At 69.5% G+C, this 17,356-nt stretch carries 18 protein-coding genes; 3 read left to right on the top strand and 15 right to left on the bottom strand.

Going from position 1 to position 17,356, the window contains the following annotated elements:
• Positions 1 to 23: 23 nt before the first annotated feature.
• The 5 genes from AQJ46_RS09455 to AQJ46_RS09475 form a co-directional block, all read right to left on the bottom strand.
• Complete coding sequence (locus AQJ46_RS09455) at positions 24 to 1,730, bottom strand: bifunctional uroporphyrinogen-III C-methyltransferase/uroporphyrinogen-III synthase (protein WP_057608121.1); 1,707 nt, start codon at positions 1,728 to 1,730, stop codon at positions 24 to 26.
• Positions 1,727 to 2,686 carry a hydroxymethylbilane synthase gene (gene hemC / locus AQJ46_RS09460; RefSeq protein WP_079072192.1) on the bottom strand — a complete coding sequence of 320 codons (960 nt, stop codon included), beginning with the start codon at positions 2,684 to 2,686 and terminating at the stop codon, positions 1,727 to 1,729. The genes AQJ46_RS09455 and hemC overlap by 4 nt, the downstream gene beginning before the upstream one ends.
• A complete protein-coding gene (locus tag AQJ46_RS09465) occupies positions 2,683 to 4,395 on the bottom strand; it encodes a glutamyl-tRNA reductase (protein ID WP_059205090.1) in 1,713 nt (570 codons plus the stop codon). The genes hemC and AQJ46_RS09465 overlap by 4 nt, the downstream gene beginning before the upstream one ends.
• Positions 4,392 to 5,159: a redox-sensing transcriptional repressor Rex gene (locus tag AQJ46_RS09470; RefSeq protein WP_057608124.1), complete on the bottom strand. Its 768-nt coding sequence runs from the start codon at positions 5,157 to 5,159 to the stop codon at positions 4,392 to 4,394. The genes AQJ46_RS09465 and AQJ46_RS09470 overlap by 4 nt, the downstream gene beginning before the upstream one ends.
• A gap of 235 nt (positions 5,160 to 5,394) precedes the next feature.
• Entirely contained in the window at positions 5,395 to 5,682 is a 288-nt protein-coding gene (locus AQJ46_RS09475) for a glutaredoxin family protein (protein WP_208616898.1), read from the bottom strand.
• A 94-nt stretch (positions 5,683 to 5,776) separates the two neighbouring features.
• Here AQJ46_RS09475 and AQJ46_RS09480 point away from each other — a divergent pair, with 94 nt between their 5' ends.
• The 3 genes from AQJ46_RS09480 (at position 5,777) to AQJ46_RS09490 (ending at position 9,237) form a co-directional block, all read left to right on the top strand.
• A complete protein-coding gene (locus tag AQJ46_RS09480) occupies positions 5,777 to 6,703 on the top strand; it encodes an HAD family hydrolase (RefSeq protein ID WP_059205092.1) in 927 nt (308 codons plus the stop codon).
• 315 nt (positions 6,704 to 7,018) lie between these two features.
• A complete protein-coding gene (locus tag AQJ46_RS09485; RefSeq protein WP_057608126.1) occupies positions 7,019 to 7,792 on the top strand; it encodes an ECF subfamily RNA polymerase sigma factor, BldN family in 774 nt (257 codons plus the stop codon).
• A 233-nt stretch (positions 7,793 to 8,025) separates the two neighbouring features.
• Entirely contained in the window at positions 8,026 to 9,237 is a 1,212-nt protein-coding gene (locus tag AQJ46_RS09490; RefSeq protein ID WP_059205093.1) for a DUF5667 domain-containing protein, read from the top strand.
• Between the two features lie 71 nt (positions 9,238 to 9,308).
• Here AQJ46_RS09490 and AQJ46_RS09495 read toward each other — a convergent pair whose 3' ends face one another.
• From AQJ46_RS09495 to AQJ46_RS09535, 10 genes are all read right to left on the bottom strand, one after another.
• Positions 9,309 to 9,515, bottom strand: a complete 207-nt coding sequence (locus AQJ46_RS09495) for a hypothetical protein (RefSeq protein ID WP_059205094.1) — start codon at positions 9,513 to 9,515, stop codon at positions 9,309 to 9,311.
• An 89-nt stretch (positions 9,516 to 9,604) separates the two neighbouring features.
• Positions 9,605 to 10,657 (bottom strand): lysophospholipid acyltransferase family protein, encoded by a 1,053-nt coding sequence (locus AQJ46_RS09500; RefSeq protein WP_059205095.1) that lies wholly within the window; start codon positions 10,655 to 10,657, stop codon positions 9,605 to 9,607.
• A 14-nt stretch (positions 10,658 to 10,671) separates the two neighbouring features.
• Entirely contained in the window at positions 10,672 to 11,733 is a 1,062-nt protein-coding gene (locus AQJ46_RS09505; RefSeq protein ID WP_059205096.1) for an NAD-dependent epimerase/dehydratase family protein, read from the bottom strand.
• A 229-nt stretch (positions 11,734 to 11,962) separates the two neighbouring features.
• On the bottom strand, positions 11,963 to 12,061 hold the full coding sequence (locus AQJ46_RS51980) for a 30S ribosomal protein bS22 (protein ID WP_003948845.1): 99 nt from the start codon (positions 12,059 to 12,061) through the stop codon (positions 11,963 to 11,965).
• 177 nt (positions 12,062 to 12,238) lie between these two features.
• On the bottom strand, positions 12,239 to 12,448 hold the full coding sequence (locus tag AQJ46_RS09510; RefSeq protein ID WP_016437488.1) for a helix-turn-helix domain-containing protein: 210 nt from the start codon (positions 12,446 to 12,448) through the stop codon (positions 12,239 to 12,241).
• Between the two features lie 129 nt (positions 12,449 to 12,577).
• Complete coding sequence (locus AQJ46_RS09515; protein ID WP_059205097.1) at positions 12,578 to 13,393, bottom strand: phosphatase; 816 nt, start codon at positions 13,391 to 13,393, stop codon at positions 12,578 to 12,580.
• Between the two features lie 102 nt (positions 13,394 to 13,495).
• On the bottom strand, positions 13,496 to 14,668 hold the full coding sequence (locus AQJ46_RS09520) for an acetoin utilization protein AcuC (protein WP_059205160.1): 1,173 nt from the start codon (positions 14,666 to 14,668) through the stop codon (positions 13,496 to 13,498).
• A complete protein-coding gene (locus tag AQJ46_RS09525; protein ID WP_057608131.1) occupies positions 14,619 to 15,830 on the bottom strand; it encodes an MFS transporter in 1,212 nt (403 codons plus the stop codon). The genes AQJ46_RS09520 and AQJ46_RS09525 overlap by 50 nt, the downstream gene beginning before the upstream one ends.
• Before the next feature lie 66 nt (positions 15,831 to 15,896).
• A complete protein-coding gene (locus AQJ46_RS09530; RefSeq protein WP_059205098.1) occupies positions 15,897 to 16,580 on the bottom strand; it encodes a VC0807 family protein in 684 nt (227 codons plus the stop codon).
• Between the two features lie 69 nt (positions 16,581 to 16,649).
• Positions 16,650 to 17,294, bottom strand: a complete 645-nt coding sequence (locus AQJ46_RS09535) for an HAD family hydrolase (protein ID WP_059205099.1) — start codon at positions 17,292 to 17,294, stop codon at positions 16,650 to 16,652.
• Positions 17,295 to 17,356: the final 62 nt, after the last annotated feature.

Here is a 17,356-nt window from a genome sequence, read left to right on the forward strand (position 1 = left end):
ACCCACACCACTCCCCGCAACACTCAGGTCGTCGACCGCCGCCGCCGAGCCCCCGGCCGCCGCTCGCTCGGCCGTGTCACCGGATCCCCGGCCTCGACCGCCGCCGCCCGCCGCTTCAGCCCGAAGTCGGCGAGGGCCTCGGCCAGCTTGTGCACGGACGGCTCGGGAGCCATCACATCCACCCGCAGCCCGTGCTCCTCGGCGGTCTTGGCCGTGGCGGGACCGATGCACGCGATCACGGTCACGTTGTGCGGCTTCCCGGCGATGCCCACCAGGTTCCGCACGGTCGACGACGACGTGAAGAGAACGGCGTCGAACCCACCGCCCTTGATCGCCTCCCGCGTCTCCGCCGGCGGCGGCGAGGCCCGTACGGTCCGATAGGCGGTGACGTCGTCGACCTCCCACCCGAGCTCGATGAGCCCGGCGACAAGAGTCTCCGTGGCGATGTCGGCGCGCGGCAGGAACACCCGGTCGATCGGGTCGAAGACCGGGTCGTACGGCGGCCAGTCCTCGAGAAGACCCGCGGCCGACTGCTCACCGCTCGGCACCAGATCGGGCTTCACACCGAAGGCGATCAGCGCCTTCGCCGTCTGCTCGCCCACCGCGGCGACCTTGATCCCCGCGAAGGCACGCGCGTCGAGCCCGTACTCCTCGAACTTCTCGCGTACGGCCTTGACGGCGTTGACCGAGGTGAAGGCGATCCACTCGTAGCGTCCGGTCACGAGTCCCTTGACCGCCCGCTCCATCTGCTGGGGCGTTCTCGGCGGCTCGACGGCGATCGTCGGCACCTCGTGCGGCACGGCCCCGTAGGACCGCAGCTGGTCGGAGAGCGAGGCCGCCTGCTCCTTCGTACGCGGCACGAGAACCTTCCAGCCGAACAGCGGCTTGTTCTCGAACCACGACAGCTGGTCGCGCTGCGCGGCGGCCGAACGCTCACCGACCACGACTATCACCGGTCGCCCGCCCTCGGGCGAGGGCAGCACCTTGGCCTGCTTGAGCGTCTGGGCGATGGTGCCCAGGGTGGCCGTCCACGTCCGCTGGCGGGTGGTCGTACCGGCGACGGTGACCGTCATCGGAGTGTCGGGCTTGCGCCCGGCCGCGACCAGCTCCCCGGCGGCGGCACCGACGGAGTCCAGGGTCGTCGACACGACCACGGTCCCGTCCGACGCCCCCACCTCCGTCCAGCACCGGTCGGAGGCCGTCCGCGCGTCCACGAACCGCACGTCCGCGCCCTGGGCGTCGCGCAGCGGCACACCGGCGTACGCGGGTACACCGACCGCGGCGGCGACACCGGGCACGACCTCGAAGGGGACGCCCGCGCGGGCGCAGGCCAACATCTCCTCGGCGGCGTACGCGTCGAGCCCGGGGTCCCCGGACACCGCACGTACGACCCGCCTGCCGCCCCTCGCGGCCTCCATGACAAGATGTGCGGCATCCCGTACAGCGGGGGCAGCTGCGGTTGTTGACGAGCCGTCAACGATCGTTAGTTGGGGCGCGCCCGTGCCCGGAACCGGAGTCGAAGGCGACTCCGTGTCCGTGTCCACGACGGCGACGCCCGACCGAGCGTGGACGCGTACGACGTCGAGCACTTCGTGCCCGGCGACGAGAACGTCCGCGTTCGTGAGCGCCTCGACGGCGCGCAGAGTCAGCAGTCCCGGATCTCCGGGTCCGGCACCGAGGAAGGTGACGTGCCCGTGTTCAGGACCGGCGGGAAGAGTGGTGGGGCTCACTGTGCTCGCTCCCCCATCAGACCGGCCGCGCCCTGGGCAAGCATCTCGGCCGCGAGTTCACGGCCGAGCGCCATTGCTTGGTCGTACGTCTCGGGCACGGGACCGGTGGTGGACAACTGCACCGTGCGAGAGCCGTCGGTCGTGCCGACGACGCCCCGCAGGCGCATTTCCTTGACAATCTGCCCGTCGGCCAGCAGGTCGGCCAGCGCGCCCACAGGGGCGGAGCAGCCGGCCTCCAGGGCGGCGAGCAGTGACCGTTCGGCGGTCACGGCGACCCGCGTGAACGGGTCGTCGAGCTCGCCGAGCGCTGCGATCAGGTCCGCGTTGTCCGCGGTGCATTCGATCGCGAGTGCTCCCTGGCCGGGAGCGGGCAAAACTGTGTCGACCGAGAGGAAATCGGTCACTTCGTCGATACGGCCGATGCGGGTGAGCCCTGCCGCGGCCAGCACCACCGCATCAAGCTCACCATCGCGCACGAACCGCACGCGGGTGTCGATGTTCCCCCGGATCGCAACCGTCTCGATATCAAGTCCGTGTGCGCGGGCGTACGCGTTCAGCTGCGCCGTGCGCCGGGGGGAACCGGTACCGATGCGGGCGCCGGGGGGCAGGTCGGTGAACTTCAGGGCATCCCGGGCGACGATGACGTCCCGCGGGTCCTCGCGCTCGGGTATCGCGGCCAACACCAGCTCGTCCGGCTGCCCGGTGGGCAGGTCCTTGAGCGAGTGCACCGCGAAGTCGACCTCGCCCTTGAGCAGGGCTTCGCGCAGCGCGGTCACGAAGACGCCGGTGCCGCCGATCTGCGCGAGCGCCTCCTTGGACACATCGCCGTACGTGGTGATCTCCACGAGCTCGACGGGCTGCCCGGTCACCTGGCTCACGGCGTCCGCCACCTGCCGCGACTGGGACATGGCGAGTTTGCTCCGCCTGGTCCCCAGTCGTAGCGCCTTGGTACTCATGACGAGCCTCGGTCTTTCTCATCGGTGGTGCTGTCCTCGGCGCGGGAGACGGCGGCCACCGTCTCGGGGTCGAGGTCGAACAAAGTCCGCAACGCGTCCGCGTACCCGGCACCGCCGGGCTCGGCCGCGAGTTGCTTGACCCGTACGGTCGGCGCGTGCAGCAGCTTGTCGACCACGCGCCGCACGGTCTGCGTGATCTCACCGCGCTGCTTGTCGTCGAGTCCCGGCAGCCGCCCGTCGAGCCGGGCGATCTCACCGGCGACGACGTCGGCGGCCATGGACCGCAGCGCGACGACGGTCGGCGTGATGTGCGCGGCCCTGAGCGCGGCCCCGAAGGCGGCGACCTCGTCGGCCACGATACGACGGACCTGGTCGACGTCGGCCGCCATGGGAGCGTCCGCCGAAGCGTCGGCGAGGGACTCGATGTCGACGAGCCGCACCCCGCCCAGGCGGTGCACGGCGGCGTCGATGTCCCGGGGCATGGCGAGGTCGAGCAGGAAGAGCGAGGGGGTGGGCCGCGGAATCTCGGCGACGGGCTCGGGCCTGCGCCGCTCGGGCACTCGCCCGATGACGGCGGCGGTGGCCGCGAGCGCCGCGATGGCCTCGGCTTCCTCGGCGGGATCGAGCACGGTCGCGACCGACCCGGAACTCTGCGGCCGCGGCGCGTTGTCCACCCACGCGGCGTGCTGCTCCAGCTCGGAGGCGGCCATTCCGGCGACAGCGGCCTCACCGAGCACGGAGAAACCGGGGGTGGCCTGTATGGGAGCCAGGTCGAGCGGACAGTTCTCGTCCGTCGCGGAGCCTGCGGGCTGTCGTGCCGCCGGGGCGGATCCCGACTCACGGAAGGGCGGCACCTCGTCAACGCCGAGTGGTGCGACCGACCCCCGTGCCGCGGCGACAGCCTCGGCACTGAGTACGAGCCCGGTGGCTCCCGTACAGGACACCACGACATCTGCACGTGTCAGCTCGTCCGACACCGAATCCATCGGTACCGCGCGGGCGGACACGTCCCCGCCTTCATTGAGAATCTCCGCGAGCCGCTCGGCCCGGTCAGCCGTCCGGTTGGCGACGACGATCTCCCTGACCCCGACCCGCGCCAGCGTCGCCGCGGCCAGCGAGGACATCGACCCGGCCCCGATGACCAGCGCCTTCTTCCCTCGCGCCCAGTCCGACACCTCCGCGCCGAGAGCCAGTTGCTCCAGCCCGAACGTGACCAGCGACTGCCCCGCCCGGTCGATCCCGGTCTCGGAGTGGGCCCGCTTCCCGACCCGCAGCGCCTGTTGGAACAGGTCGTTGAGCAGCCGTCCGGCCGTGTGCAGCTCCTGAGCCCGCGCCAGCGAGTCCTTTATCTGGCCGAGGATCTGCCCCTCCCCGACGACCATGGAGTCCAGCCCACAGGCCACGGAGAAGAGGTGATGAACGGCCCGGTCCTCGTAGTGCACGTAGAGATACGGAGTGAGCTCGTCGAGCCCCACCCCACTGTGCTGCGCGAGCAGCGTGGACAGCTCGGCCACCCCGGCGTGGAACTTGTCCACGTCGGCGTACAGCTCGATCCGGTTGCAGGTGGCCAGCACCGCGGCCTCCGTGGCCGGGTCGGCGGCGACCGTGTCCTGGACCAGCTTCACCTGCGCATCGGCATGGAGAGCCGCCCGCTCGAGCACGCTGACCGGCGCGCTGCGGTGGCTCAGCCCGACGACGAGGAGACTCATGCCGGCATCACGGCGGGTACGTCCCCGTCGGGTCCCTTGTCGGCGGAGTCGCTGCGGCCGGCGACGACCGGACCGGCGCCGTCGGCAGCGGCGGCGGCCTCCTCACCGGCCTTGCGCTGCTCGTGGAAGGCGAGGATCTGCAGCTCGATGGAGAGGTCGACCTTGCGCACGTCGACGCCGTCGGGCACGGACAGCACGGTCGGCGCGAAGTTCAGGATGGACGTGACCCCGGCGGCCACGAGCCGGTCGCAGACCGGCTGGGCGGCACCGGCGGGGGTGGCGATGACACCGATGGACACGCCGTTGTCCTCGATGATTTTTTCCAGGTCGTCCGAGTGCTGCACCGGAATGCCCGCGACGGGCTTGCCGGCCATCGCGGGATCGGCGTCGATCAGCGCCGCGACACGGAATCCACGGGACGCGAAGCCGCCGTAGTTGGCGAGAGCGGCGCCGAGATTACCGATACCGACGATCACAACCGGCCAGTCCTGGGTCAGGCCGAGTTCGCGGGAGATCTGGTAGACGAGATACTCGACGTCGTAGCCGACACCGCGCGTTCCGTAGGAACCCAGGTAGGAGAAGTCCTTGCGCAGCTTCGCGGAATTGACCCCCGCGGCGGCCGCGAGCTCCTCGGAGGAGACCGTGGGTACCGAGCGCTCCGACAGTGCGGTCAGGGCTCGGAGATACAGCGGAAGCCTGGCGACGGTGGCCTCGGGAATCCCTCGGCTACGGGTCGCCGGTCGGTGAGTTCGGCCAGTTGCCACGGTGCTCCTGCGGGTAGAGCGGGGCTGTAGGCGGTCATGCGTCCCCAGACCGCCCCGTCGAAAGCAGGCTATGTCTTTGTGAACGCGTGCACAAAGATGGTGTCCGATTTGCCCGGCCAACGTGACCGGGGTCACGCGCGTCTCTCTCGGAGGCAAAACGGCACACTTCCCTCTTCAATCCCGCCCCCAGGACCACGTCGCCATCGATCCTAAGCGACCTGTCGGACCAGTTGGACTAGTCCGTCAGGGCCTTGCGGAGGCGATCTTCGTTCACCCGCCAGAAGGTGTGCTGTTCACCGTCGACGAGTACCACCGGGATCTGCTCCCAGTACTGATCGTGGAGTTGAGGATCCTCGTCAATGCTCTTCCGCTCCCACGGAACCCCGAGATCTCCACACACCTTCTCGATCACGGACTGGGCGTCGTCACACAGATGGCAGCCCGGCTTGCGGATGAGGGTGACGAGCCGTTCCTCGGGAAGCCTGGCCGTCCTGCGGCGAAAGATGGGACTCATGTGGGCCATTCTCGCCCTTGCTTAACGACACGGTCGCGGAGAGTTCACACCCTTCGAACCTCTCGACTCCGGAACCACCGAACAGACTGGCTATGCTCACGCCATGGCCGCTCTCGGATGGCTCACTCCCCGTAGGCGCTCCGCCACGGCGCGGAGCGTGTTGGCAGGCGAGGCCTCGGCAGAGGCTGCGCGCAAGTCCTCCCAGGAGGTCGAGGAGACCCCTGGTACGGAACCGGAGTCCCAGTTCCCGGTCCTGGGCGACGACAAGGCTGCCGCCTTCTTCGACCTGGACAACACGGTGATGCAGGGCGCCGCCCTCTTCCACTTCGGCCGTGGCCTGTACAAACGGAAGTTCTTCGAGACCCGCGAGCTCGCGAAGTTCGCCTGGCAGCAGGCGTGGTTCCGCCTCGCCGGCGTCGAGGACCCGGAGCACATGCAGGAGGCCCGGGACTCCGCGCTGTCGATCGTCAAGGGCCACCGCGTCGCCGAGCTCCAGTCGATCGGCGAGGAGATCTACGACGAGTACATGGCCGAGCGCATCTGGCCGGGCACCCGCGCGCTCGCACAGGCGCACCTGGACGCCGGCCAGAAGGTGTGGCTGGTCACAGCGGCCCCGGTGGAGATCGCCCAGGTGATCGCCCGCCGCCTCGGCCTCACCGGCGCCCTCGGCACCGTGGCGGAGTCGGTGGACGGCGTCTACACGGGCAAGCTCGTGGGCGAACCCCTCCACGGCCCCGCGAAGGCGGAGGCGGTCCGGGCCCTGGCAGCGGCGGAGGGCCTCGACCTGTCGCGCTGCGCGGCGTACAGCGACAGCCACAACGACATCCCGATGCTCTCGCTGGTCGGCCACCCCTACGCGATCAACCCGGACACCAAGCTCCGCAAGCACGCCCGTCAACTGGACTGGCGCCTGCGTGACTACCGCACGGGCCGCAAGGCGGCGAAGGTCGGCATCCCGGCGGCGGCCGGCGTGGGAGCGGTGGCAGGCGGTACGGCGGCGGCGATCGCCCTGCACAAACGCCGCCGGTAGCCGGGCGAACACGCCAATCCACCGGTTTTACGGGCGTAACCCCGTGTGCAGGCACATTGGCTGCACACGGCCACAACACGCCCCGTTCCCTGGCAGAACACGACCGCTTTCGATCAACAACCGGTCACTCTCAGGCACTTGAACTGCTCCCAATCGGTTACAGAAGCGACGTAATCGATGAATAGAGCAACTGGGTGTAGCAGGGCCTGCACTAAGCGTTATTCTCCTCAGACGCAATCCGGTACCCCTTCCGTCGCTACGACGGGTGAACGGTCCCGTACTGCACGTGATGGAAGCTCTGCCTCTGGGAGTCCCGTGTACCCACACGTCGGGGTTGACGCCTCGGGCCTGGCTACGCTGCGCGCAACGGTCCTGGACCTGTTGCGCGGCTTCGTCCCCACCGCGTACGCCGTCCCCGCCCTCGCCGCAGCCGCGGCACCGATCGGCCCGTGCTACGCACTGGCCGACGGTTCCGCGGCCGTCGGCAGACGAGGGCGTTCGACCGGCGCCGCCCCCGCCCGCCGTCCGGCTGCGGACAGCGACAGCGCCCGCATGATGGACCTGGTCGAACGCGCCCAGGCCGGCGAGGCCGACGCCTTCGGCCGCCTGTACGACCAGTACAGCGACACGGTGTACCGGTACATCTATTACCGGGTAGGAGGTAAGGCCACCGCCGAGGACCTGACCAGCGAGACATTCCTGCGCGCGCTCAGAAGAATCGGCACGTTCACCTGGCAGGGCCGCGACTTCGGCGCCTGGCTGGTCACCATCGCGCGCAACCTCGTCGCCGACCACTTCAAGTCGAGCCGGTTCCGTCTCGAGGTCACCACCGGCGAGATGCTCGACGCCAACGAGGTCGAGCGCTCGCCCGAGGACTCCGTCCTGGAGTCGCTCTCCAACGCCGCGCTGCTGGACGCCGTCCGCCGGCTCAACCCGCAGCAGCAGGAGTGCGTGACCCTCCGTTTCCTCCAGGGCCTCTCCGTCGCCGAGACCGCCCGGGTGATGGGCAAGAACGAAGGCGCCATCAAGACCCTCCAGTACCGGGCCGTACGCACACTGGCGCGTCTCCTCCCGGACGACGTCCGCTGAGAGCGCACGCCCGGTAACCGCCAACTCGCTCTCGGTGAAAGACCGTTGCCTTCCCGATCCGATCATCCGCAGTCCGTAACCCAAGTGCCACGCCGCTCGTTGTGCGGGATGCAGGCTCCCTGTGGTCACTCCCTGGCCGACTTCGATCACTCGATCGTGTGCTTGTGGTCAGGGTGTGCAACCCTCAGGACCCCCTGGGGAGTCGACCGTCATGACGAGAGGAGGTGCCGCCAGTGATCGCGAACGTATCGGCGCACCGGCGGGCGAACGCCTTCGCCCAGGCCCTGGAGGAGCAGTCCGACCGGGACCCGGCGGCCGAGCAGTCCGAAGGACACCAGCCGGCCGCTGGGGAACACACCGGGCAGGACCGCCTGTTGACCCTCGCGGAGTGTCTTGGCGAGCTGCCCAGGCCTGAGCTGGACCCTGAGGTCAAGGTCGTCCAGCGAGCCCAGCTCGTGGCCGCGATGGAGGCCATGCTGCTGGAGGGCGACGGGATGGAAACCGCGGTGCCCGAGCAACGGTCCCATCGGGCGGGAGCCGCCCACCGGGCCAGTCCGCTCGGGAAACTGCGACCGCGTTCCCGGCTCACCAAGGGCCTGGCCGCGGGCGGCCTGAGCGTCGGAGTCGCCGCCGGAGCCTTCGGCGGAGTGGCCGCGGCCAGCTCGGACGCCCTGCCCGGGGACTCGCTGTACGGCCTCAAGCGCGGCATCGAGGACTTCAAGCTCAGCTACCTGTCCGACGGTGACGACGAGCGCGGTGTCGCCTACCTCGACCAGGCCTCCACCCGGCTGAGCGAGGCCCGCCGCCTGATGGAGCGCGGCCGGGGCGGTCACCTCGACCACGAGTCCCTGAGCGAGATCCGCCGCGCCCTGTCCGGCATGCAGCACGACGCCGCCGAAGGCCACCGCCTGCTGCACGAGGCGTACGACCGCGACCCGAACTCCCTGGGCCCCATCCAGGCCCTCTCCAGCTTCTCGCGCTCGCACCGCGAGGCCTGGGGCGCGCTCCGCGAGCGGCTGCCCGTGCAGCTCGGCGATGTCAGCAACCAGGTGTCGTCGGTCTTCGACGCCATAGACGAAGAGGTCGCCCCGCTGCAGTCCCTCCTGCCCGAACCCCCCGCCCGCGGCGGTGGCTCGGGTCAGCGGCAGCGCTCCGGGACGGCGTCCGCCGACGCCTCGACCGGTTCCGGCCGGTCCACGGCTCCGGGCACCGGCGGCTCCTCCGAGCACAGCGGCGGCAGCAGCCCGAGCAAGTCGGCCACGTCCACCGGTGAGGACGACGGCCTGCTCGGCGGCAACACCGGTGGCCTCCTCGACCCGCCGAAGGCCACCGGCACCGCCACCCCGACCTCCCCCGCCCCGTCGTCCGACCCGGACGTCACCCTCCCGCCCCTCCTCCCGGGCCTCCTGCCCGGCCTGGGAATCGACGGCGAGAACTCGAACTAGCTCCTCCGGTACGACGACGGGGGGCGCCCTTCGTGGGAAGGGCGCCCCCCGTCGTCGTACGACAGAAAAGATCAGAAGAACACCGACCGCCGCTGCACCAGCACCTTGCTGAACATCAGCATCGGATCCTCCGCGGCCTCCGGCGGATAGCCGTCCGTGAGGATCGGCTCGCCGAACTGGATCGTCCACTTCGTCGGCAGCGGAACCGCGCCAAGGGGACCCAGCCAGGGGACAGTCGGCGTCAGCGAGAAGTACGGGAACCCCAGCAGACGGGCCAACGACCGATCCACACGGCCGCCCTCGCACCGCTCCGCGGGCTTCGCACGGCTGCGCCGGACTCCGTCCGTCGGCTCCACACCCGGAGGACTCAGAAGAACACCGACCGCCGCTGCACCAGCAACTTGTACAGCGTGTGCTGGATCTGTTCCCTGACCTGGTCGGTCAGGTTGAACATCAGCATCGGATCCTCCGCGGCCTCCGGCGGATAGCCGTCCGTGAGGATCGGCTCGCCGAACTGGATCGTCCACTTCGTCGGCAGCGGAACCGCGCCAAGGGGACCCAGCCAGGGGAAGGTCGGCGTCAGCGGGAAGTACGGGAACCCCAGCAGACGGGCCAACGTCTTCGCGTTGCCGATCATCGGGTAGATCTCCTCCGCGCCCACGATCGAGCACGGAATGATCGGGGTGCGCTGGCGCAGGGCCGTGGAGACGAACCCGCCCCGGCCGAAGCGCTGGAGCTTGTAGCGCTCGCTGAACGGCTTGCCGATGCCCTTGAAGCCCTCCGGCATCACACCGACCAGCTCACCGCGCCCCAGCAACCGCTCGGCGTCCTCCGCGCAGGCGAGGGTGTGACCGGCCTTGCGGGCGAGTTCGTTGACCACCGGCAGCATGAAGACCAGGTCCGCCGCCAGCAGCCGCAGGTGCCGGTTCGCGGGGTGCTGATCGTGGACGGCGACCTGCATCATCAGGCCGTCCAGCGGCAGCGTCCCGGAGTGGTTGGCGACGATCAGCGCGCCACCCTCCGCCGGGATGTTCTCGACGCCCTTCACCTCGACCCGGAAGTACTTCTCGTACACCGGCCGCAGCAGGGACATCAGGACCTGGTCGGTCAGTTCCTCGTCGTAGCCGAAGTCGTCGACCTCGTAGTCCCCGGTGAGCCGGCGGCGCAGGAAGCTGAGGCCTCCGGCGATCCGCCGCTCGAGGCCGCCCTCGTCGTTCGCCTGCTGCGGCGGCTCTTCCTCACGCGTCACAGGAACATCATCCTGCGCGGAGGCCCTGCTGGGCAGGGGCTGGACCTCACGGACCAGCGCGGGCTCGGAGCCCTTGCGCCGGCTCCCCGCACTACGGCGCCGCGCCGGCCGCTGTACGGCGCCTGCGCGGGACCGGTCGTCGTCGAACGGAATGACCTTGGCGTCCGCCATCGTTGATGCGCTCCTCAGTTGGCGCTCTGCGTCGGGGGGTGGCCGCCGCCCGCGAGGGGCAGCGCGGCGATCCTGTCGACGGCCCCCGCGAGGGCCTCCGGCGGCAGCAGCCCCGGTCCCTGGCTGCGCGCGAACTCCGCGAAGGTCTCCGCCGTCGTGTACTTCGGCCGGAATCCGAGCGTCTCACGCATCTGGACCGTCGACACGACCCGGCCGTGGGTGAGCAGCCGGATCTGCTCGGGCGAGAAGTCCGTCATGCCGAGCGTCCGCACCAGCGACCCGGCCCAGGTGACGGCGGGCAGCAGCAGGGGCACGGTGGGCCTCCCGAGCCGCCGGGAACACTGCGACAGCAACAGGACCCCGTCGCCCGCGATGTTGAAGGTGCCGCTGTTGAGCGTGCCCCGCTCCGGTTCGTGCGAGGCGATCCTGAGCACCTCGATCACATCGTCCTCGTGCACGAACTGCAGCCGGGGGTCGTACCCGAACACGGTCGGCAGCACCGGGAGCGTGAAGTACGAGGCGAGCGGGGTGTCCGCCGTCGGCCCCAGGATGTTGGCGAATCTCAGCACACACACGGCCACGTCCGGCCGCCGCCGCGCGAAGCCCCGCACATACCCCTCGACCTCGACGGTGTCCTTGGCGAAGCCACCGGACGGCAGGGACTTGGGCGGCGTGGTCTCCGTGAACACGGCGGGATCACGCGGCGCCGAGCCGTACACGTTCGTACTGGACTTCACCACGAGCCGCTTGACGTTCGGCGACTTCTGACAGGCCCCGAGCAGCTGCATGGTGCCGATGACGTTGGTCTCCTTGACCGTGGTCCGGCTCCCGCTGCCGAGCGCCATCGCCGTCACATCCAGGTGTACGACGGTGTCGGCGGCCGTCTCGGCCAGTACCCGCGCGATGCCGGGCTGCCTGATGTCCGCCTGGACGAAGTCGGCACCGCCCAGATGATGCTCCGGCGCCACCGCGTCCACGGCGATCACCCGGTCCACTTGCGGGTCACGCTGGATGCGTCGTACGAACCGGCCCCCCAGCTGTCGGGCCACTCCGGTCACGAGCACGACCTTTCCCAAGATCAGCGCCTTCCTTCCAGCCGTGGTCCAGCCCTGGTGCCGCCCTGATACGGCACCGGTCCTGTGCCGCGTTCCCCGTGTGCCGCCAACTTAGCGGGTCGATGTTGCGCTGTGATGACTGCCCACTGCGCGAAGTGACGACATTCAGCCCATGCGCACGTCCTGACACGCGTATGGCCCCCCACCGGCATTGGGTGGGGGGCCACAAAACACGCTTCCGCGGCGTCGCCTACTTCTTGTTGCGACGCTGAACGCGCGTGCGCTTGAGCAGCTTGCGGTGCTTCTTCTTGGCCATCCGCTTGCGCCGCTTCTTGATAACAGAGCCCACGACTACCCTCGCTCACTTCTCATCACTCGGTGCTGGGCGCCATGGGCCCATACGACCTTCGACGGGCTAGCCTACCCGCCCGAGCGCTGAGGTCGTAATCGAGGTGAACCGGGGAGATCAGGCAGGGGTCCACGAGTGCCCTGAGGCCCCCTTGAGACCTCCCCGAGTCCCTTGTCGTCAGGCCGTCTCCACCCCCACATAGCTCTCGCGGAGGTACTCGTGAACCGCGTTCTCGGGGACGCGGAAGGACCGCCCCACCCTGATCGCGGGCAGATGACCGCTGTGCACCAGTCGGTACACGGTCATCTTCGACACTCGCATCACCGAGGCGACTTCCGCCACGGTAAGGAACTGAACCTCGCTCAGAGGCCTCTGTTCAGCAGCCATGACACACCTGAACCTTCCGCACTCGACGGCCACCGGCTTCCCCTTCCGGTGACTCTTCGTCGCTGCGTGCTCACTCCCCAATGTAGGGGCGGGTGATGCAAGTGGGGAAGAGGTGCACCCATCGGCGGCCTACTGTGACAGACACGCTCGATTGAGTACGTAGCGGGTCAGCGGCAGGTAGTAATCAGACCGCACAGCGTCATCAAGTGGAACGACGACGGACACGGCCCCCTCGGCCTCCCCCACAAAGAGCGCGGGGTCATCCGTATCCGCCAGCCCAATGGCCTCAAACCCCAGCTGACCTGCTCCGCAGACCCAACCGTGGTCCCCGACCACGAGCTCGGGGAGCGGCCCGCCGCTCTCGGCCGCGGCCGCCAGCACGGTACGAACCGGCAGCGGTGAGTGCGAGTGTGCGCCGGTCTCACCACCGGAGCGCTCCGCGTCGGGTTCCCGCACGAGCGCGACTCCTCGTACGTAGTCAAGGTTGTACGTGCGTAGACCGAACCGGGTCGTTATGTCGACACAGTGACCATGCGCAGGGGTGAGGACGGCACATCCCGCCGCCGAGAGGGCGTCCGCGATGGCGGCGTAGAAGCCGAGCAGTCGGTGCGGATGGCCGGTGCCGAGGAGCACGACCCCCTTGCGCTGGGCAACTGCCTCGAGCCGTCCCGCGAAGGCGTCGAGCGCGACGAGGGTTCGCTCAGGATCGATCACGTCATGTCCACTTGTGTGCCGCGGATCGCCCGAAACTCCGCACTTGTCGGCCATGAGACCGATCAGATCCCGCTCGTTCCACGACCACTCGGGATCGATCCCGATCAGCCCCCTTGGATCCCGAGCCGCGAACAACCGGTAACTCCGCAGACTCCGCTCCCGGGAGGTGGCCACGGGCCCGGCCAGACGAGCGGCCAGCAGATGGGCGCGGAGGGCACCGGTGCTCAACACCTGAGTGATGGTGGCGGACGGGCTCGGAGGAGGGGATGGGAACAGGGAAACACCGCACAGTTGGCGTAACGGGCCCGCACAGCTGCGGTCAGTCGTGACCTGCTACGCCAGCAACCCCCGCAACGGGAACACCGCCCGCCGAGTGGCCAGCACCGCCTGGTCCAGCCGATCCGCGGGGTCGTACCCCGCATCCCACTCCGCATAGGCCACCGGCCACCGGCCGTCCGTCATCCGCGCCGGCGCCAACTGCCGGGTCCGGGCGAACACTTCCTGCCGCCACCCCTCGGGAATCACCGCCTCGGGCTCGACCGGCCGCCCCGCAGCGATCCCCACCAGGTGGGTCCAGGACCGGGGTACGACATCCACCACGGCGTACCCCCCGCCCCCGAGCGCGATCCACTTCCCCCCGGCGTACTCGTGCGCCAGCTCATGACACGCCACCTGCACAGCCCGCTGCGCATCCAACGACACCGCGAGATGGGCCAGCGGATCCTCGAAGTGCGTGTCCGCCCCATGCTGCGTCACCAGCACATCCGGCCGGAAGTCGGCGATCAGCTCCGGCACCACCGCATGGAACGCCCGCAGCCACCCCGCGTCCCCCGTCCCCGCCGGCAACGCCACATTCACGGCGCTGCCCTCGGCCGAGTCCGCCCCCGTCTCCTCCGGCCACCCGGTCTGCGGAAACAACGTCCGAGGATGCTCGTGCAGCGAGATCGTCAGAACCCGGGGATCCTCCCAGAACGCCGCCTGCACCCCGTCCCCGTGATGCACGTCGACATCCACATAGGCGACCCGCTCGGCCCCCAACTCCAGCAGCCGCGCGATGGCGAGCGAGGCGTCGTTGTAGATACAGAATCCCGAGGCACCGCCGGGCATCGCGTGGTGCAGCCCGCCCGCGAAGTTCACCGCGTGCAGGGCCTCCCCCCGCCAGACGGCCTCCGCCGCCCCCACCGACTGCCCGGCGATCAGCGCGGACACCTCGTGCATCCGCTCGAAGGCCGGATCATCCATCGTCCCCAGCCCGTACGACTGGTCGGCCGCCCCCGGGTCCACGGAAGCCGCCTTCACGGCCTCGACGTAGTCCTCCCGGTGCACGAGCCGCAAGGTCGACTCGCCCGCCGCCTTCGCGGACACGACCTCCACGTCCCGGTCCAGCCCGAAGGCGTCCACCAGGCGCCGGGTCAGGTCGAGCCGGACCGGATCCATCGGATGGTCCGGACCGAAGTCATAGCCCGTTACTGCCTCGTCCCACATCAGCTGTGCGCGGCCGCTCATGCCCGCCACCGTATCGGTCCGGTTGAGCCGCGAACGACTTGGCGTACACGAGCGTCACCAGCACCAACACCATCGGCACCAGCATGGCCCCGCGATAGCTCCACGCATCCCCCAGGGCCCCCACCAACGGCGAACCGACCAGAAACCCCACGTAATTGAAGACATTGAGCCGAGCGACCGCAGCGTCCGAGGCTCCCGGGAACAACCGCCCCGCCGCCGCGAAGGTCTGCGGCACCAGCACACACAACCCCAGCCCCAGCAGCGTGAACCCGAGCATCCCGACCCACGGTCCGGGCGCCACGGCCACCACCGCGAACCCTCCGGCTGCCACCACCGACCCCAGTCGTACGACCGTCGCGGCCCCGAACCGCCGCACCCCGAAGTCCCCGATGGTCCGCCCGATCAGCGTGGTCACCATGTACACGTTGTACGGCACGGTGGCCAGCTGCTCCGAGCTCCCCAGCACGTCATCCAGATACTTCGCGCTCCAGTTGGAGACGGTGGAGTCGCCGATATACGCGAAGGTCATCACCAGACACAGCGGCAGCAGCAGCTTGAAGGCGACCGTCTGGCCGCCCTGAGGCTTCTCCTCCACGACGGTGGCGTCCGCGTCGACGTACCACCGACTCCCCACCAGGCACAGCGGCAGCAGCACCACCACGACCGGCAGATAGGACACGAACAGCGCGAGATGCCAGTGCGCCCCCACCCAGGCGAGCGAGGCCCCGGCTATCCCGCCGAGACTGAACACCGCGTGGAAGCTCAGCATGATGCTGCGCCCGTACGCCCGCTGCAGGCTCACCCCGAGCATGTTCATGGACGCGTCGAGCATGCCCACGGCGAGCCCGAAGGCGCCGAGCGAGAACCCCAACTCGAGCGTCGAGTCCCCGGCCCCTACCCCGAGCAGCGCCAGGAGCACGACCGGCTGGGCGAACCGCAGCAGCCGGCTGGGCGGGATCCGCTTCACCAGGTGCTCGGTCGAGACGCTCCCGACCCCGGCAAGGATCGGCACGGCGGCCAGGAAAGCCGGCAGCAGCGCGTCGGAGACGCCGTACCGGTCCTGGATGGCGGGGATCCGCGTCACCAGCAGAGCAAAGGCGACACCTTGCGCGAAGAAGCTGAACGCCAGCGAGGCCCTACCGCGCCGCAGCACATCTGTCATGGCGGCGAGCGTAGGGCCCCGGCGTACTCGTGGGTAGATCCAGCCAAAGATGAATTTCCCTCATCTTTATCGGGCGAGGGCCACCTCGGGCCTCGATACGGCCCCCGCCTTCGTCTCGGCGCACAGCATCCGGGCCATGGGTCCGGCGCCCACGGCCCCGCTGACCAGGAAGGCCACAGCCATCGCCACGACCATGACGACGGACCCGAGCCAGACCATCGTGTCCACGGGCAGCGTGTAGGCCCCCACGACCCGCAGCACACACTCCGCGAGCAGAACGACCCCCCACACCACGGAGAACCGCCGCTCGGCCCGCCGGAAGTCCGCCGACCCGTCCTGGAGCCGCGCCCAGGCGGCCTCTCGCTCAGCGATCCCCTTCACCAGCCAGGGCTTCATCCCCGCGGTCATCATCGGCCTCCCGAGCGCGACGGAGACGAGGATGCCGATCCCGATCACACTGCTGACCCCGCTGTCCTTGGCGAGCATCAGCCGCGGGTCGCCGGCGACGAGGCTGAGCAGCAGCCCCACGACGTTGACGACGAGGATGAGCGCGGCGAGGCCGTTGACCGCGCGCTCCTTCACCACGCTCCAGCCGGTCCGCACCGCGGGCACGACACTGCTGAGGCCCAGCGCCGTCAGCGTGCTCGTCCCGAGCCCGTCCTTGAGCAGGTAGTACGCCCCGATCGGCACAGCCACGTCCACGATCAGGGGAGCCAGGTTCGCGCGCTTCGAGTTCGTCTTCGTCGTCATGCCCTCAGCTTCTCGTCCGGCGAGGGGGTGCCAACAGAAACGATCGTCCGGACCTCGGCATGACAAATGTCAGACGAGCAGGTCAGCCAACTCCCCCATGTCGGAGAAGAGTTGGTTGGCCCCCGCCAGCTTGGCGGCAGGCGTCATGGCGGTGAAGCCGTACACGTCCATCCCGGCCGCGACAGCGGCCTGCACGCCCAGCGGACTGTCCTCGACCACCACACACCGCCCGGGCTCGACCCCCATCCGCTCGGCGGCGTAGAGGAACAGATCCGGCGCCGGCTTCCCCCGCCCCACATCCTGCGAACTGAAGAGCTGCTCGTCCGCGAACCACCGGTCGAGCCCGGTCGCCCGATGCCCCACCCGGATCCGCTCATGACTCCCGGAGGACGCCACGCAGTACGGCACTCCGTCCGCCGCCAGCTTCTCCAGTACGCCCGCCACGCCGGCCACCGGCTGCAACTCCCGTTCGAACGCGGCGAACACCCGCGCATGGAAGACGTCGTCGAAGTCCTCCGGCAACCGCCGCCCGGTCCGTTCCAGGACGAGGTCGTGGATCCGGTGCATGGCGGAGCCCATGTAGTCACGGATGGAGTCCTCGTAGGAGGTCGGGTGGCCGAGCTCCGTCAGATACGCCGCGAGATGCCGATTGGAAATCGGCTCACTGTCGACGAGAACACCGTCGTTGTCGAAGATGACGAGGTCGTAGCGCATGACACCGAGCCTAAACGCAGAAAACCCCCGTTCCGAATGGAACGGGGGTTTTCTCAAAAATT

It is taken from the genome of Streptomyces canus, from assembly GCF_001514145.1.
GTDB classification, from domain to species: Bacteria; Actinomycetota; Actinomycetes; order Streptomycetales; family Streptomycetaceae; genus Streptomyces; species Streptomyces canus.

What these genes read in the sequence shown, in the direction of transcription:
- hemC (WP_079072192.1), bottom strand. Translation starts at nt 2,686, where the DNA reads ATGAGTACCAAGGCGCTACGACTGGGGACCAGGCGGAGCAAACTCGCC.
- AQJ46_RS09465 (WP_059205090.1), bottom strand. Translation starts at nt 4,395, where the DNA reads ATGAGTCTCCTCGTCGTCGGGCTGAGCCACCGCAGCGCGCCGGTCAGC.
- AQJ46_RS09475 (WP_208616898.1), bottom strand. Translation starts at nt 5,682, where the DNA reads ATGGCCCACATGAGTCCCATCTTTCGCCGCAGGACGGCCAGGCTTCCC.
- AQJ46_RS09480 (WP_059205092.1), top strand. Translation starts at nt 5,777, where the DNA reads ATGGCCGCTCTCGGATGGCTCACTCCCCGTAGGCGCTCCGCCACGGCG.
- AQJ46_RS09500 (WP_059205095.1), bottom strand. Translation starts at nt 10,657, where the DNA reads ATGGCGGACGCCAAGGTCATTCCGTTCGACGACGACCGGTCCCGCGCA.
- AQJ46_RS09510 (WP_016437488.1), bottom strand. Translation starts at nt 12,448, where the DNA reads ATGGCTGCTGAACAGAGGCCTCTGAGCGAGGTTCAGTTCCTTACCGTG.
- AQJ46_RS09520 (WP_059205160.1), bottom strand. Translation starts at nt 14,668, where the DNA reads ATGAGCGGCCGCGCACAGCTGATGTGGGACGAGGCAGTAACGGGCTAT.
- AQJ46_RS09525 (WP_057608131.1), bottom strand. Translation starts at nt 15,830, where the DNA reads ATGACAGATGTGCTGCGGCGCGGTAGGGCCTCGCTGGCGTTCAGCTTC.
- AQJ46_RS09530 (WP_059205098.1), bottom strand. Translation starts at nt 16,580, where the DNA reads ATGACGACGAAGACGAACTCGAAGCGCGCGAACCTGGCTCCCCTGATC.
- AQJ46_RS09535 (WP_059205099.1), bottom strand. Translation starts at nt 17,294, where the DNA reads ATGCGCTACGACCTCGTCATCTTCGACAACGACGGTGTTCTCGTCGAC.